The sequence below is a fragment of the Aestuariibius violaceus genome (assembly GCF_040779325.2).
GTDB lineage: Bacteria > Pseudomonadota > Alphaproteobacteria > Rhodobacterales > Rhodobacteraceae > Aestuariibius > Aestuariibius violaceus.
The window spans coordinates 571,394-586,967 of record NZ_JBFONT020000001.1 but is presented as its reverse complement, the minus strand read 5'-3'; the positions used below and the strand labels follow the sequence as shown (position 1 = coordinate 586,967).

General features: G+C 60.9%; 13 protein-coding genes. 11 read left to right on the top strand and 2 right to left on the bottom strand.

Annotated features, from left to right (window positions below):
* Positions 1–129 precede the first annotated feature (129 nt).
* Positions 130–972 (bottom strand): helix-turn-helix transcriptional regulator, encoded by an 843-nt coding sequence (locus AADZ90_RS02900; RefSeq protein ID WP_367309264.1) that lies wholly within the window; start codon positions 970–972, stop codon positions 130–132.
* Between the two features lie 107 nt (positions 973–1,079).
* Here AADZ90_RS02900 and AADZ90_RS02895 point away from each other — a divergent pair, with 107 nt between their 5' ends.
* The 11 genes from AADZ90_RS02895 (at position 1,080) to AADZ90_RS02845 (ending at position 15,016) form a co-directional block, all read left to right on the top strand.
* Entirely contained in the window at positions 1,080–1,934 is an 855-nt protein-coding gene (locus AADZ90_RS02895; protein ID WP_411996928.1) for a phytanoyl-CoA dioxygenase family protein, read from the top strand.
* An 8-nt stretch (positions 1,935–1,942) separates the two neighbouring features.
* Entirely contained in the window at positions 1,943–2,623 is a 681-nt protein-coding gene (locus AADZ90_RS02890) for an MBL fold metallo-hydrolase (protein WP_367309266.1), read from the top strand.
* Between the two features lie 52 nt (positions 2,624–2,675).
* Positions 2,676–4,409, top strand: coding sequence for an ABC transporter substrate-binding protein (locus AADZ90_RS02885; RefSeq protein ID WP_367309267.1), 1,734 nt, complete (start codon positions 2,676–2,678; stop codon positions 4,407–4,409).
* A gap of 51 nt (positions 4,410–4,460) precedes the next feature.
* A complete protein-coding gene (locus AADZ90_RS02880) occupies positions 4,461–5,474 on the top strand; it encodes an ABC transporter permease (protein WP_367309268.1) in 1,014 nt (337 codons plus the stop codon).
* Positions 5,471–6,415 (top strand): ABC transporter permease, encoded by a 945-nt coding sequence (locus tag AADZ90_RS02875; protein WP_367309269.1) that lies wholly within the window; start codon positions 5,471–5,473, stop codon positions 6,413–6,415. Before AADZ90_RS02880 ends, AADZ90_RS02875 begins: the two co-directional genes overlap by 4 nt.
* On the top strand, positions 6,412–7,380 hold the full coding sequence (locus tag AADZ90_RS02870; protein WP_367309270.1) for an ABC transporter ATP-binding protein: 969 nt from the start codon (positions 6,412–6,414) through the stop codon (positions 7,378–7,380). Before AADZ90_RS02875 ends, AADZ90_RS02870 begins: the two co-directional genes overlap by 4 nt.
* Entirely contained in the window at positions 7,373–8,359 is a 987-nt protein-coding gene (locus AADZ90_RS02865) for an ABC transporter ATP-binding protein (RefSeq protein WP_367309272.1), read from the top strand. The genes AADZ90_RS02870 and AADZ90_RS02865 overlap by 8 nt, the downstream gene beginning before the upstream one ends.
* Complete coding sequence (locus AADZ90_RS02860) at positions 8,356–11,427, top strand: alpha-mannosidase (RefSeq protein WP_367309273.1); 3,072 nt, start codon at positions 8,356–8,358, stop codon at positions 11,425–11,427. The genes AADZ90_RS02865 and AADZ90_RS02860 overlap by 4 nt, the downstream gene beginning before the upstream one ends.
* A 114-nt stretch (positions 11,428–11,541) precedes the next feature.
* Positions 11,542–12,408, top strand: coding sequence for a bile acid:sodium symporter family protein (locus tag AADZ90_RS02855; RefSeq protein WP_367309274.1), 867 nt, complete (start codon positions 11,542–11,544; stop codon positions 12,406–12,408).
* Positions 12,405–14,048 carry an FAD-binding dehydrogenase gene (locus tag AADZ90_RS02850; protein ID WP_367309275.1) on the top strand — a complete coding sequence of 548 codons (1,644 nt, stop codon included), beginning with the start codon at positions 12,405–12,407 and terminating at the stop codon, positions 14,046–14,048. The genes AADZ90_RS02855 and AADZ90_RS02850 overlap by 4 nt, the downstream gene beginning before the upstream one ends.
* Complete coding sequence (locus AADZ90_RS02845; protein ID WP_367309276.1) at positions 14,045–15,016, top strand: 2-dehydropantoate 2-reductase; 972 nt, start codon at positions 14,045–14,047, stop codon at positions 15,014–15,016. The genes AADZ90_RS02850 and AADZ90_RS02845 overlap by 4 nt, the downstream gene beginning before the upstream one ends.
* A gap of 2 nt (positions 15,017–15,018) precedes the next feature.
* Here AADZ90_RS02845 and AADZ90_RS02840 read toward each other — a convergent pair whose 3' ends face one another.
* Positions 15,019–15,573, bottom strand: a complete 555-nt coding sequence (locus AADZ90_RS02840; protein ID WP_367309277.1) for a PqiC family protein — start codon at positions 15,571–15,573, stop codon at positions 15,019–15,021.
* Position 15,574 lies beyond the last annotated feature (1 nt).

The window sequence follows — 15,574 nt, the reverse complement described above, 5'->3', positions numbered from 1 at the left end:
CCCATGGCGCTGTCTTGACCCTCGCAGGTTTTGAGGTAGGGCGCTTGCGCGGGAAATCTCCCCTAGAAGATCCTTAACCTCCTCTTGGTCGGCTTAATTGGGCAGGCAGCAGCTCTACAAAGTCATTCCCTAGACTGGCGCATCATGTGATCGTTTTCGAAAGGCCGCCGGCGTGGTCCCGTGACGACCGCGAAACAGGCGATAGAAGTGTCCGATATTCTGGATGCCGCAAGCTTCCGACACCTCCCCGACAGAAAGCCGGTCATTTCCAAGAAGACGCGCTGCGTGATCCATGCGGACCTGATTGACCCAAACGGACGGAGACACCCCAAGAAATCTCTTCATTGCGCGACAGACATGTTCATGAGATCGCCCTGAAACCTGAACGAGACCGGCTGCACCTTGGACGAATACCGCTGGCTCCTTGGCGGCACGGCAGGCCGAAGCGAGCCATAGAGGAAGGTTGGCGCCCTCTGCATCGCCGGCGTCCAGGAGATCGGACAAGAGGTGCAGAAGAATGTTTTCCGCCCGGAGACGGGTGCGGCGGCCATCGCCGATCCGGTTGATGCGCTCCAAGACGTATTCTCGGCTTTGGTAGGGAAGGTACCGGATCTCCGGCAGGACCGCATCGGTCCAGAAGAAGCGTTTTCCTATGTCGCCCCCGAACAGATCGGAGAGATGATCGATCGATTCCAGGCGGAACATCAGATTTGCAATTGTCGCTTCAGTTCCCTTGTAAGCGTGAACGAGGTGAAGATCGTGAGGACGAAGAAACACAGCGCTTCCCCGCGTGAGTGTACCACTGACATCGTTGACCTCGTGGCGAATGTGACCATCAAGCACGATCATGAGTTCGTAGTAGTCGTGCTGGTGACGGTACTTTGGCCGACGCGTGTCGATCACTTTTCGGACTGCGTGGATGTGTTCGTCCTGCGAGAGGTAGTCCTTAATGCGAAAAATACGGTCATTCATGACAGCAGATTAGCGCAAAGATCACGGCGATATTCCAGTAGGCATGCTAAAATAGCATAAGACTAGCTCAATCCTGTCGCTCACCGATGCCTAAAAATGAGGCTAGAGTGAAACGGTTAGGGGAGGCAGACATGGTAACGGAAGCGCTTGATCTCCGGTTCAGGTCGGTGACCAATCCGGCACCGAACGCGCTGTCGGTCGCGCAGATCGACCACTACAATCGGCAGGGCTTTGTCCAGCCCTTCGATGTATTCACGGCCGAGGAAATGCTGACAGTTCGCGCCTACATCGATGATTTGATCACCGCGATGGGCGAAGCCGGTTCTTATGGGATCAATTGTTATCAAGCTCGCCTGGCAGGGCTTTATGATCTGTGCCGGGAACCGCGGATCCTTGACCTGGTAGAGGATCTGATCGGGCCTAACATCATTTGTTGGGCTACGGCGATCCTGTCAAAAGCGCCGGGCGAGGCGCGGTCGGTTCCTTGGCATCAGGATGCGTCGTTCTGGGCTCTATCGCCCGCCCGGACGGTGACGATTTGGCTGGCGATCGATGACGTCGATGAGGCGAACGCAGCGATGCAGTTCATTCCGGGCACCCATGATCGGGGAGCGATTGCGGTCCAACAGACAGGGGGCGAGGCGGTGTTCCATCAAGAGACGGTCGGCGCAGAGGAGATGGGCACACCCTTCACGAACACGCTTCGGGCAGGTCAGGTGTCGCTCCATGCCGATATGTTGGTGCATGGATCGGGGCCGAATACGTCGGCAAGGCGTCGCTGCGGGCTGACATTACGCTACTGCCCGCCGGAGGTCGAGATCACCAATCCGGATTGGGCGGTAGGAGTCGAAGCGATCCAGTGCCGTGGCAGTGATCCGACAGGGCGTTGGCATCTGCATCAGCGGCCCGAGAATGACGATATCCGCGCGACGTCGAGCCCGCGGGCGCTGGGGAACAACTGAGGCGGGGCATGGAGATCACTTGGTACGGACATGCGGCGTTTCGCATCGTGGCTTCTGACGGGAGGTCGGTGATCACGGATCCCTACACACCCGAGGGGGTGGGCTATCCCCCAATCCTCGATACGGCCGATCTTGTCATCATCTCTTCCCACGATGACAGCGCCCATTGCCGTGCGGATCTGATCCCGGGCCAGCCTGAGGTGGTGAACGCCTTGACCGTGGCCCAGGCGGCGGGAGAGGTTACGGCGCAGGGACTGACCGTTCGCGCGATCGAGGCGGCGGAATGGGATCATCATCCCGAACACGAGGTGCCGGGCCAGAACGGGATGTACCGGTTCGAGATCGACGGCTTGAAGATCGCGCATATGGGGGATGTGGGGAACCCGCTGACCGACGCCCAGATCGCGTTCTTCGAGGATGTCGATGTCTTGCTGGCGCTTGCAGGGGGTTATCTGACGATCGAGCTGCCGGACCTGATGCAGATGATCCATCGGGTGTCGCCAAAGCTGGTGATACCGATGCATTTCCGGACGCTGACCTACAGGCCGCGGAACACCATGTGGATCGAGAGCTTTCTGGCCCATTTCAAGGACGAGGCTGTCGATTTCGCTTGCGATCACACAGTCAAGCTTGGCCGCGGCGATATACCGGATCGGACGCGTGTTATGGTGATGGACTATAAACGTTAGGGATTTCGGATAGGCCGGAACAACCGGCAGGGGCTTCAAAGGGAGGATGCCTATGACGACTTGGAAGACACTGGCGGTTTCGACGGCTGTGGCGGCGGTTGCGCTGACCGGGCCTGGGCTGGCGCAGGACGTTGCGCGGGAAGACACAGTCATTTTCGACCTCGACCGGACGATCCGGGATCCGCAGAATTTCAATTGGTTCACGTCTGGCACGAAGCGGCAGCATGGTGCGCATCAGACGATGTGGGAGCCGCTGTTCATCCTGAACTACGAAAGTGGTGAGCTTGATCCGTGGCTTGCGACGGAGATCGAGGCGAATGACGATTTTACCGAATGGACCATGATGCTGCGCGAGGGCGTGACCTGGTCGGATGGTGAGGCATTCGACGCCGACGATGTGGTCTTCACGGTCGACATGGTGTTGGGCGATGAAGAGTTGTCTGAGCGTGAGGCGGCGACGATCCGGGCGCAGGTCGCAAGCGTCGAGAAGGTCGACGATCTAACTGTGCGGTTCACACTGAGCGAACCGAACCCACGGTTTCACGTAGAGAATTTCGGGGTACGGATCTTTGGGTCTTTCCTGATCATGCCCGAGCATGTCTGGGCGGGAGAGGACCCTGCGACCTTCGCGTTCTATCCGCCGATCGGGACCGGACCTTACACGTACACATCGGCGGACACGAACCGGGCGATCTGGGACCGCAACGACGATTGGTGGGGCGCGCAGACCGGGTTTCAGGATCTGCCTGCGCCGCAGCGGGTCGTCTTCCTTGAAACCGGCGGGGAGGAGAGCCGGGCACAACTGATGGCGGCGAACCAGCTCGACGCGGCCCATTCGGTGTCGATCGGGACCTTTGAGGCGATACAGGCGCAGAACCCGAACGTCATCGCCTGGTATTCGGACTACCCCTATGCGTGGCCCGATCCGTGCGCCCGGCAGCTTGAGATCAACACCACAATCGCCCCGTGGGACAATCCTGACATGCGGCGGGCCGTTGGGCTGATCATCGACCGAAATCAGATCGTCAATATCGCCTATGAGGGCACCACCGTGCCGTCGCAGACGATGTTCGTTCAGTATGGCTCGATGCAGCCGTTCATCGACGCGGTGGTCGAGGCTGGGCACGGGCTGACGCCGTCGGCGGATGTCGAGGCGGCGCAGGCGCTGATCGAAGGCGCGGGCTACACCATGGGCTCTGACGGGATCTACGAGAAGGACGGCGAGGACCTGTCGGTTGCGATCCATGTGAACTCCGCCTCGACGGAGTATACGCGGACCATCGACATGGTCGCGGAACAGTTGAACCGCGCGGGGATCGCGGCACGGACTGTACCGGTCGAGAACGGCGTGTTCTGGGGTGAGGTGCTGCCGTTCGGCGCCTACGAGATGTCATATAGTTGGTTGTCCTGTGGGTCGGTGAATGAGCCGTGGACGTCGATGACCCGCTACACGACGGACAGTGTCGTTCCGGTGGGTGAACGGAGCCCCGGCTTCAACAACACCTCGCGCTGGGACAGCGACGGGGCGGCGGCCTATACCGAGATTGTGGACGGAATGGCCAATATGGCGCTCGACGATCCCGCGATCCCAGGAATGGTGGCCGAAGCCTATGGCTACCTCGCCGAGGAGGTGCCGTTCATCCCGCTCGTCCAGGCGGCGAAGCTGTTGCCTTACAACACGACCTACTGGACGGGCTGGCCGACGGCCGAGAACAACTACAACCACCCGGCCTTCTGGTGGAACCACACGCACCAGATCATCCACAATCTGGAAAAGGTCGAGTGATCTTGACTGGCCGCTGCGCCTAGGGGCGCGGCGGCCTTTTGGAAAGGCGCCATGGGACGGATACCGCGCGCATATCTTATCAACCGGCTGATCACGCTGTTCCTGACGGTGTGGATCGCGGCGACGCTGATCTGGATCATCCCGCGCCTGTCGCCGGTCGACCCGGCAGAGATCATGCTGGGCCGGATGATGGCGGGGGCTGGTACAGTCGCTGGGTCGGACGAGATACTTGCCACACTTCAGGAGCGGTTCGGGCTGAACGATCCGCTGATTGTGCAATACGCCAAGTATCTGCGGAATGTGCTTCTGCTTGATTTTGGTCTCTCGACAGCGTCGTTTCCGGCCCCCGTTTCGGCACTGATCGCGCAGGCGCTGCCCTGGACGATCGGGCTGATGCTGATCTCGATCCTCATCACCTTCGTGATCGGAAACCTGCTGGGTGCGCTGATGGTCTGGGACCATTCACCCAGGCTGGTCCGCGTCGCGATCCCGGCGGCGATGGTGTTCACCTCGATCCCGCCGATCCTGTCTGGCTTGCTGCTGATGTGGATCTTCTCGGCGCAACTCAGATGGTTTCCGTTCACGGGGTCCTACGGGCTGACGGTGGAGCCGGGCTGGACCTGGGACTTCGCACAGTCGGTCCTTTACCACGGCTTCCTACCGGCGCTGTCGATTGTGGTCGTCACCTTCGGCTTTTGGGCGCTGGGAATGCGCGGGCTGATGATCACGGTGCAGGGGGAGGATTACACGACCCTTGCCAAGGCGAAGGGGCTGCGACCGCGATACATCCTTTACCGCTACATGATCCGCAACGCGATCCTGCCGCAGATCACGGCCTTCGCGCTGAAGATCGGCCTGCTTATCGCGGGGCAGGTCCTGGTGGAGCGCATCTTTGCCTATAACGGGATGGGCAAGCTTCTTTACGACGCGATCCTCGATCAGGACTTCCCGGTGATCCAGGGCGTCAGTTACGTCATCATCCTGATGACGGCGCTCGCGGTTTTCATTGTCGATCTGATCTATCCGTTCATCGATCCGCGGATCCGGCACGAGGCCAGGGCATGACGGCGGATCCGGCACAGCAGGTCATGGAGCCGGAGGACGATCGCGCGGCGCGGCGCCGTGCGCGCCGGATGAAGCGGTTCGACAATCCCTGGATCAATCCCAAGCTGATCTGGGGGTTGGCGATCCTTCTGGGGATCGTCGTCGTTGGCTTGGTCGGGCGGCTTTTCTGGAACCTGGATCTGGCGTTTACCGGAGCCTCGCTGCTGAGACTCCCGCCGGTCGGGTTCGAAAACCTGCGCGGACAGGCGGGGCAGTGGATGACGCCGCTTGGCACTGACGGCGCGGGGCGGGATATGCTTGCGCTGATCATCATCGGGGCGCCGAACACGCTCTATGTCGGCGCGGTCGCGTCGGTGATCGGGATGGGGCTTGGGATCTTCCTCGGTTTTACGGCGGGTTTCGTCGGGGGACGGACGGACGACGTGATCCGCGTTCTGAGCGACGTGATGATCACGATTCCGCCGCTTCTGATCCTTGTCGTCGTGCAGTCGGTCTTCGGGGATATCAGCCTGACAATGATGGCGCTGCTGATCGCCGGCTTCGTCTGGCAATCACCGACACGATTGATCCGGGCGCAGGTGCTGTCGATGCGAGAGGCGGGTTATGTTCAGATGGCCAAGCTGTCGGGCGCATCGACCTTCGACATTATGTTCAAGGAGATGATGCCGAACCTCGTCCCCTACCTTTTCGGGTCGTTCATTGCGTCGGTCACGACCTCGATCGTGACGGCAGTGGGGCTGGAGGTTCTGGGGCTTGGTCCACAGCGGGTGCCGACGCTGGGGCGCGTGATCTACGAGGCGATCAATGCGGGCGCGCTGATCCAGAACCTGTGGTGGTGGTGGGGCATTCCGACGATCCTGTTGGCGCTGATGTTCATCGGGCTTTTGCTGGTCAATCTCGGCCTCGATGAGGTTTCGAACCCGAGGCTGCGGAAGGCATGAGTGATCCCGTCCTCAAGGTCCGGAACCTGAGCGTGTTCTACGCCACCCCCACCGGCGACGTCCGGGCGACGGAGGAGGCGAGTTTCGATCTGCATCCCGGCGAAACACTGGGTCTGGTGGGCGAAAGCGGGTCGGGGAAGACGACGGCGACGTCCGGCATCCTGCGCATGGTGTCCTCTCCGGGGCGGATCGTGTCGGGGAGCGTGGAGCTTGACGGAGTCGATCTGCTGAAGCTGTCGGACGAAGAGATGCGGCGGATGCGGTGGACAAAGCTGGCCCTGATCCCGCAGGGGGCGATGAACTCTCTTAATCCGACGATGAAGATCAGCGCGCAGATCTCGGACGTCATCGAGACGCATACAGGCCAGCCTGCGACGCGGGAGCGGGTGCTGGAGCTATTCCAGATGGTCGGCCTGCCCGAGCGGATCTACGGGATGTATCCGCATGAACTGTCGGGCGGGATGAAGCAGCGGGTCTGCATCGCGATGGCGATTGCGCTGAACCCATCGGTCATCATCGCGGACGAAGCGACGAGCGCTTTGGACGTGGTCGTGCAGCGGGTGGTTGCGCAGACGATGGCCAAGGTGCGCGATGCGCTGGGTGTGTCGATGATCATGATCGGCCACGACATGGGACTGATGGCGCAGATGGTTGACCGGGTGGCGGTCATGTATGCGGGCCGGATCGTGGAGATCGCGACGGTTGCGGACATGTTTGCGCGGCCGGCGCATCCCTATTCGCAGATCCTGATCGATTCAGTGCCATCGCTGACCGAGCGCCAGCCCTTGAGGATCACCGGGGGGATTACCCATGATCCGCGCAACCCACCTGAGGGCTGCATCTTCCAGCTGCGCTGCCCCTATGCGCAGGAGGTCTGTCGTCAGCCGCAGGAGATGCGCGAGATCCGGCCCGGTCAGGAGGTCGCGTGTATCCGCGCCGAGGAACTGGAGCGCGAAGATGCTTGACGTGGCTCAGAGCGACGCGCTGCTCGACATTCGAAACGTCTCGAAGATCTATGGCGATCCGGAGGCGGGTCTGGTCGCGCTGAACGATTTCTCGCTACAGATCCCTCGCGATCGGGCCGAGATCGTGACGATCGCGGGTGAGAGCGGATCGGGGAAGTCGACGCTGGCCAATCTGGTGCTGGGCTTTACCAGGCCGACGAAAGGGACCATTACGTTCGACGGGCTTGATGTCGGGAGCGCAGGCGCGGCGCAGATGCGCAGCTATCATCGGCAGGTGCAGGCGGTCTTTCAGGATCCGTTCGGCAGCTACAACCCGTTCTACCGTGTGCAGCATGTCTTTGACATGGTGACGAAGAACTTCGGGTTGGCAGAGAACAAGGTGCAGGCCCGCGAGATGATGGAGGACGCGCTGAACGCTGTCGGGCTGACCGGTGATGATGTTCTGCGCAAGTATCCACACCAACTGTCCGGAGGACAGCGGCAAAGGATCATGATGGCGCGCGCCTATATGGTGAAGCCGAAGCTGATCGTCGCGGATGAACCCGTCAGTATGGTAGATGCGTCGCTGCGCGCCTCGATCCTCGACGTGATGATGAAGCTGCGGGACGAGGCCGGGATCAGCTTCCTCTACATCACCCATGACCTTTCGACGGCCTACCAGATCGGGGACAAGATCCTGCTGTTTTATCAGGGGACGTTGGCGGAGGAAGGCAACGCGACGGACGTGATCGCGAACCCCAAACACCCCTACGTTCAGCTCTTGATCGACAGTGTGCCAAAGCCAGATCCGGCGGACCGCTGGAAGGGAGAGATCGAGCTGCCGGCGGAAGAAGAGTTGCGGACCGCGCGCGCAAAGGGCTGCCGATTTGTACCGCGCTGCCCTCATGCAAGGCCCGCCTGTTCCGACGCGCTACCGCCACTCTACCCTGTTGGACCGAACGGCCACCGGGCCTCCTGTATCCTTTACGCCCCCGAATGAGCCACGCGCGCCGCTTCACTGCCCGGAAAATCGCCAAACGGATCGACCTGATCCGGCGAATGCAGGTCCGGCAAAGAAAGCCGATCCAGCCTTTCCGGTGGATTGCGCTGGAGGATGCCGACGAGGAACCGCCCATTGGCGCGGATCCCTCCGGCTGGCAAACCATCCCCTGGAATTCGTATTGGGGCGGCCAGGATACGAACTTCTTCTTGTCATCCGAGATGACGATCCCGGCGGGTTGGGCGGACGGGCCTATCGCGCTTCATCTGCCGATGGGGGAAGCCGGGGATATCTTCACCCACCCCGAGGCGCTTCTCTATATCGACGGCGCCCCCTACGCATCGGCCGACCGCTATCACCACACCATTTATCTTCCCGACGGCCTCGCCGACGGACGCCGCCACCGGATCGAGCTGCATGGCTGGACCGGCCTCACCGGGTGGCCGCCCAACCCGGCCGACCAGACACGGCTTTTCATGGGCGAATGCTCGACCGTTGAAATCGATCTGCCGACCCGCGATTTCGTCTCACTCGCAGAGGTCGTGCTCGAGCTCGCCGAAACGATGGATCACGACCGTCCGGAGCGCCACGACATCCTCACGGCCCTCGACATCGCCTTCCTCGCCCTCGACACCCGCGATCCGTTGGGCGACGCGTTCTGGCGCAGTGTCGTTCCTGCGACGGCTGCCCTCGAAGGCTGTCTCGAAAAGGCGGGCAAGCCGCTTGACGTCGTCCTCCACGCGATCGGCCATGCCCATATGGACATCGCCTATCTTTGGCCGATCTCCCAGATCCGGCGAAAGAACGCGCGGAGCTATTCCAACGTCCTGCGCATGATGGACAAATATCCCGAATACCTCTTTAGCCATTCGCAGCCCCAGCTCTATGCCTATACCGAGGAAGACTACCCCGAGATCTTCGATGCGATCCGCGCCCGTGTGGCCGAAGGCCGGTGGGAGATCATGGGTGGTATGTGGGTCGAGCCGGATACGAACATTCCGGGAGGTGAGGCGCTTGTCCGCCAGTTCCTGCTTGGCCGCCGCTACTTTCGGGAGCGGTTTGGTGATGTGGAGACGCCGGTTCTGTGGCTGCCTGACACGTTCGGGCTGAGTTGGTGCCTGCCGCAACTCATCAAGCAGGCCGGGCTCAAATGGATGGTCACCAGCAAGACCAGCTGGAACCAGTACAACCAGATCCCGGCCTCGACCACATGGTGGCAGGGCATCGACGGGACTCGAGTTCTGACGCATTTCCTGACGACGCCTCGCGAGGTCCAGCACCTTCCGTTTCCGACCAACTACAAATCGGATCTGACCGCGGACGAGGTCGTGGGGACCTGGCAGGCCTCGACTATGAAGGAAAGCGTCCGGCATCTGCCGATCTGCTACGGGTATGGTGATGGCGGTGGCGGCCCGACGGGAGAGCTGATCCGGCGGGCACGCGCATGGGCGGGTTTGCCCGGGGCACCTGAAGTACGTTTCTCGAGCATCCGCGCCTGTCTACAGGCGATTGAGGAGGCTAAGCCAAAACTGCCCGTTTGGTGGGACGAGCTTTATCTTGAAGGACATCGCGGGGTTCTGACCTCGCAAGGTTGGATCAAGCGGGCAAACCGCAAAGCTGAAGTGGCGCTGCATGAAGTAGAGTTTCTTCTCGCCGTTTCGGGCGCCGAGACGCCGGATGGAGCGCTCAGGCAGGCATGGGAGAAGCTGTGCCTCAACCAGTTCCATGACATCTTGCCGGGGACGTCGGTTGGCGAGGTTTTCGATGACGCGCGTCGCGATTACCACGAGATATCCCGGGTATCCGACGACTTGAGGCAGGCAGCTCTCGACAGGATGGAGCAAGGGGGAGTGTCGATCGTGAATCCGTCGCCATTCGAGGGCGGTCGCGTTGTTTCCCTTGATGACAAACCCGCCGGGGTCCCTGCGCAGGGTGCGGATGGTTCTTGGTTGATCTGGATGCCGGACGTCGCGCCTTATTCTGTCACGCCACTTGATCGTGCGGAGGAACCGCCAGCGGGGCTTTGTATCTTTCGGGATGACAAAGACCTCATCCTAGAAAATGCGTTAATCCGGATCGTCATAGATGGTGATGGAGATCTGATCTCCATCTTCGACAAGGAAGTCGGGCGAGAAGTCATCCCTGTCGGCGAGCGTGGCAACAGGTTGCAGGTCTTCGAGGACCGGCCATTGAGTTGGGACGCGTGGGACATCGATTCCTTTTTCGAGGATCGAGGCGAGATCATCCGTGGCCTGACTCGCCTCGAGATCATCACGGAAGGTCCAATTCAGGTCAGCGCACTGATCGAACGGAGCTACCGCAGCTCCACGATCCGACAGAAGATCTGTCTTCATGCCCATTCGAAGCGATTGGATTTTGAGACCGAGGTTGACTGGCACGAAACCCATCACCTGTTGAAAGCGGCCTTTCCCGTCGCAGTGTTCGCTCGTCAGGCGACCTATGAGATCCAGTGGGGATCCATCCAGCGGCCGACGCATCGGAATACGTCTTGGGACTATGCGAAATTCGAAGTTCCGGCCCAGAAGTGGGCGGATCTAAGCGAGGGGCATTATGGTGTCGCGCTGCTCAACGATTGCAAGTACGGCTATGATGTCACCGATAATGTTCTGCGGCTGACGTTGATCAAGTCTGCAACCATGCCCGATCCCAAGGCGGATCAGGGGCGGCATGTCTTCACCTACGCGCTGCTTCCGCACAAAGGTGACTGGCGCGGGGAAGTCCTTCGAGAAGCCTATGACCTCAACCTCCCCGCGCGGGTTGTTCCCGTTCAGGGCGACGGTCTGGCACTGGCGAGAACGAATGCAGAGAACATCATCGTCGAAACGGTCAAACCTTCGGAGGATGGTGACGGCGTCATCCTTCGATTGTTCGAGGCACATGGTGCCCGCGGCGCCACGCGCGTCACCTTCGGAAAGCCGGTCGCATCTGCAGCGATTTCCGACCTTCTTGAGCTTAAGGAGCTGGGGGCGCTTGACCTTATCGACAACTCGGTTGCCCTCTATTTCACGCCCTTTCAGATCTTGACGCTTCGGGTCCGGTTTCACTGACCCGTGGACGGGCATTTCGTTGGGTAAGCCTGGCTCTCGGTTAAGTAAGCCTTGGCGTTCGCGACCGTTCCCGCAACAGTGATGCGCAACGAGACGACAGGGAAAACCAGTTGAATGCTTCTCGATCTCTTTTTGCCACTCTCGCTTGCTTTCATCATGTTTTCCTTGGGGCTCGGTCTGACCGTTAATGACTTTGCCCGGGTCCTCTCGCGCCCCCGCGCTTTTGTTGCTGGATTTCTCGCACAGGTCGTCGCGCTGCCCCTGGTGGCTTATGCACTCTGTCTGCTCTTCGGACTTACAGGTGAGATCGCACTTGGTGTAATGATCCTCTCGGTCTGTCCCGGCGGTGTGACGTCGAACATGATGACGCGTCTCGCCAGTGGGTCCGTCGCCCTTTCCGTTTCCCTGACCGGAGTTGTCAGCCTGCTCACCGTCGTGACGGCGCCGCCGCTTGTTGCGCTCTGGGCCAAGGTGTTTCTGGGAGAGGCCGCACCACCGATCGATGTGAGCGCGCTGGCGCTTGCCATGGCGGCGATCACCGCTGTGCCCGTGCTGATCGGGATGGTTCTGCGCCACGTCCTTTCGAGATCCGCCAACGCGCTTGAGACGATCTGCTATCGGATTGCGGCATTCCTCTTCATCGCGATTGTCGTCATCGCCCTTGCCGTGAACTGGGGGACCTTTCTTGAGAACTTGCCAAGGCTTGGTCCGCTACTTGCCGGGATGGTGGCTCTGCTCTTTGCGATCGGATGGTTGTCCGGTTCCCTCTTGGCGGTCGACCGTCGGGAGAGGGCCGCCATCTCTGTTGAGGCGGCCATCCAAAACGGCACGCTTGGGATCACGATCGCCGCGCTTATCACGGCGACAGGCGAGGCGTTGCCGCCGCTCGCCATACCGTCGGCGGTCTACGGTATCCTGATGTACGCGGTGGGACTGCCCATCGTCTACGGCTTGCGGCGCTATGTGAGGGGGGAGACATGAAGGATGCGGACGTTATCGTCATCGGGGCAGGCCTTGCCGGGATCGTCGCGAGTTGCGAGTTGGCGGGCCGGGGAAAGAAGGTGCTCCTTCTGGACCAGGAAGGTCCGCAGAATCTAGGCGGTCAGGCGTTCTGGTCGCTTGGCGGTCTCTTCATGGTGAACACGCCGGAGCAGCGGCGGCTTGGGATCAAGGACAGCAAGGCTTTGGCGCGATCTGATTGGCTGGGATCCGCCCAGTTTGATCGGGATGAGGATCATTGGCCGCGCGTCTGGGCGGATGCCTATCTCGACTTCGCGACAGGTGAGATGCGGCGCTGGCTTTATGCCCTTGGAATGCGGTGGTTTCCCGTGGTCGGATGGGCCGAGCGTGGCGGCAGCTTTGCGACGGGCCACGGTAACTCGGTGCCACGGTTTCATATCACGTGGGGGACCGGGCCGGGTGTTCTGGAGCCATTCGTCGCCCGGCTGACGGACCACGAGGCGTCTGGTGCGGTGTCCATCGCGTATCGCCATCGCGTATCAACCCTTGATATCTCGAACGGCCAGGTTGCGGGCGTGTCGGGCGAGGTCCTTCGGGAGGATAGCTTGCCGCGAGGGGGCGCGACAAACCGGGATGTGGTTGGCGACTTCTCGTTCAAAGCGGATTGCGTTGTCGTTACATCGGGTGGCATCGGCGGAAACTTCGAGATGGTGCGGCGCAATTGGCCTGTCGAACGGCTTGGCCAACCGCCGAAAACGCTGATCTCTGGCGTGCCGGAACATGTCGACGGACGGATGATAGACATCGCCGAGAGGGCAGGCGCGCAGCTGATCAATACCGACCGGATGTGGCACTATACAGAAGGGGTGCGAAACTGGGATCCCATTTGGCCGCATCACGGAATTCGGATTCTTCCGGGACCCTCTTCCCTATGGCTGGACGCAGACGGCGAGCGTTTGCCTGCCCCCTGCTTGCCCGGGTTCGATACGCTGTCGACGCTTCGGGAAATCTGCAAACGGGGCCACGACCATTCCTGGTTCATTCTGACCCAAGCGATCATTGAGAAGGAGTTTGCGCTTTCGGGATCAGAGCAGAATCCCGACCTCACATCGAAGAGCGTCCTGTCGGTGCTGAAGTCGCGTCTTGGAAAGGGTGCGACCCCGCCGGTTGAGGCCTTCAAGGAGCATGGGCAGGACTTCGTCGTCGAAACCGATCTCAATGCCCTGGTCGCCGGAATGAACAAGATCGGCAGAGGCAAGCTTGATGCGGTGAAGATCCGTGAAGAGGTCGAGGCCCGAGATGCCCAGATCACCAACACCTTCTCAAAAGACGCCCAGGTCGTCGCTATCAGAGGCGCGCGGAATTACCTCGGCGATCGGTTGATCCGGACTGCGAAGCCCCATCGCCTGCTCGACAAATCCAAGGGACCGCTGATTGCCGTGAAGCTCCATGTGCTGACGCGCAAATCCCTGGGTGGCATCCACACTGATTTGAGCGGCCAGGTGATCGGCCAGGATGGAAGCGCCATCGGCGGGCTTTTTGCAGCAGGAGAGGCCGCCGGGTTCGGCGGAGGCGGCTACCATGGCTATAATGCCCTTGAGGGGACTTTCTTGGGTGGCTGCATCTTCTCGGGGCGAACCGTCGGTCGATCAGCCGGATGATCGTTGTTGCTGGACCGGGGTCTGTCGGCGGCTTTGTTGGTGCCATGCTGGCGGCAAATGGCGAGCGGGTCGCGTTTGTTGGCCGTGGGGAGGATCCGCCATTTCCGGATGGACTGAGCGCTGTCGCTATGGGACGCCCCCCAGTTCGGGTTGAGGTGTTCGAGGATCCGGAACACCTTGTCGAGGCCGATCTGGTGATCGTCGCGGTCAAGTCGAAGGATACGGCGGCAGCGGCGCGGCGGATTGCCGAGACGGCGCCAGCCGACGCGCGGGTTGTCAATCTGCAGAACGGTGTGACGAACGGCGACGTTCTTCGGGCGCATCTTGGAGACCGCGTTTGCGAGGGGATGTTCGGTTTCAATCTCGTTCGGACGCGCGCAGGAGAGATCGTCCAGATGACTGACGGGGAAATTGTTCTGGACCAGCGTGCGGCTGACACCGCGCAACAGCTGAGAGGAGCAGGCCTACAGGTCAGAACACATAGCAATATGAAGGGTATCCTTTGGGCAAAGCTGCTTATGAACCTCAACAACCCGCTTAACGCTCTCTCTGGAAAGGCGCTGAAGCAGGAGCTTTCGGACAGGCGCTGGCGCCGGGTCTTCGCGACATGCATGAGGGAGGGCATTGCCGTGTCGCATGCCGAAGGCATCGTACTGGAAAGGGTGGCAAAGCTGCCATCGCGCTTGATACCGCCTATTTTGTCCTTGCCGAATAGCCTGTTTCTCAGAATCGCGTCGAGCCTCGTGAATATCGATCCTGAGGCGAGAAGCTCAATGGCGGACGATTACACGCTTGGTCGTCCGTCCGAGGTCAATTGGCTGAATGGTCATGTGGTCAAGCGCGCGAAGGCGCTGGGATTGATTGCTCCGATGAACGAGAAGGTCACGGCTGCGGTGATGGATGCGTTCGCGATGTCCCCGCGCCCACCACTGTCATTTGATCCCGAACACTTTCTGTCCGGCGGCTAAGCTCAGAAGCCCTGATCGGCGATCAAGCGGGCCAGATCGCGAAGCACGACGGCACGCGCGTTGGCGATGGACGGGATGCCGAGATCGGATTGGTAAGGCGCTGTCAGTGAGAAGACGCCTGACCGCTCCGCCACGCGTTCTGTCGGGCTGCCGATGAAGTACTGGCCCGAAAACCGGAAGAGCCCGTCTGCACCGGCGACCATCTCGTCCACCCGAACCTCGATCCGCGCGTCGGGAATGCTTTCGAAAGGCCAAGGTTCAGGTGCCGTACGCGCACCGGTGATTTCGCCCATCAGCCGGGAGAGAGAGAGCGTCATTGCGCGGCTTGGCTGGTCGGCCCAGAGAAGCGAAGGATCCGACGAGATGAAGCCACCAGGGCTTTCGACGAAGATCTCCTCGCTGTCGGCGTAAGTCGGCAGGGTGACCTCGCGGATCTCGACCGTTCGCGCGGCGATCCGAATGGGGTCCCCCGCTGCGGGCTGAGGCACGGCGAACCGAAGGGAGGGGTCGCCAGCGCATCCGGCAAGCGCAATGGTCAACAGAAGGGCCACTCGCATG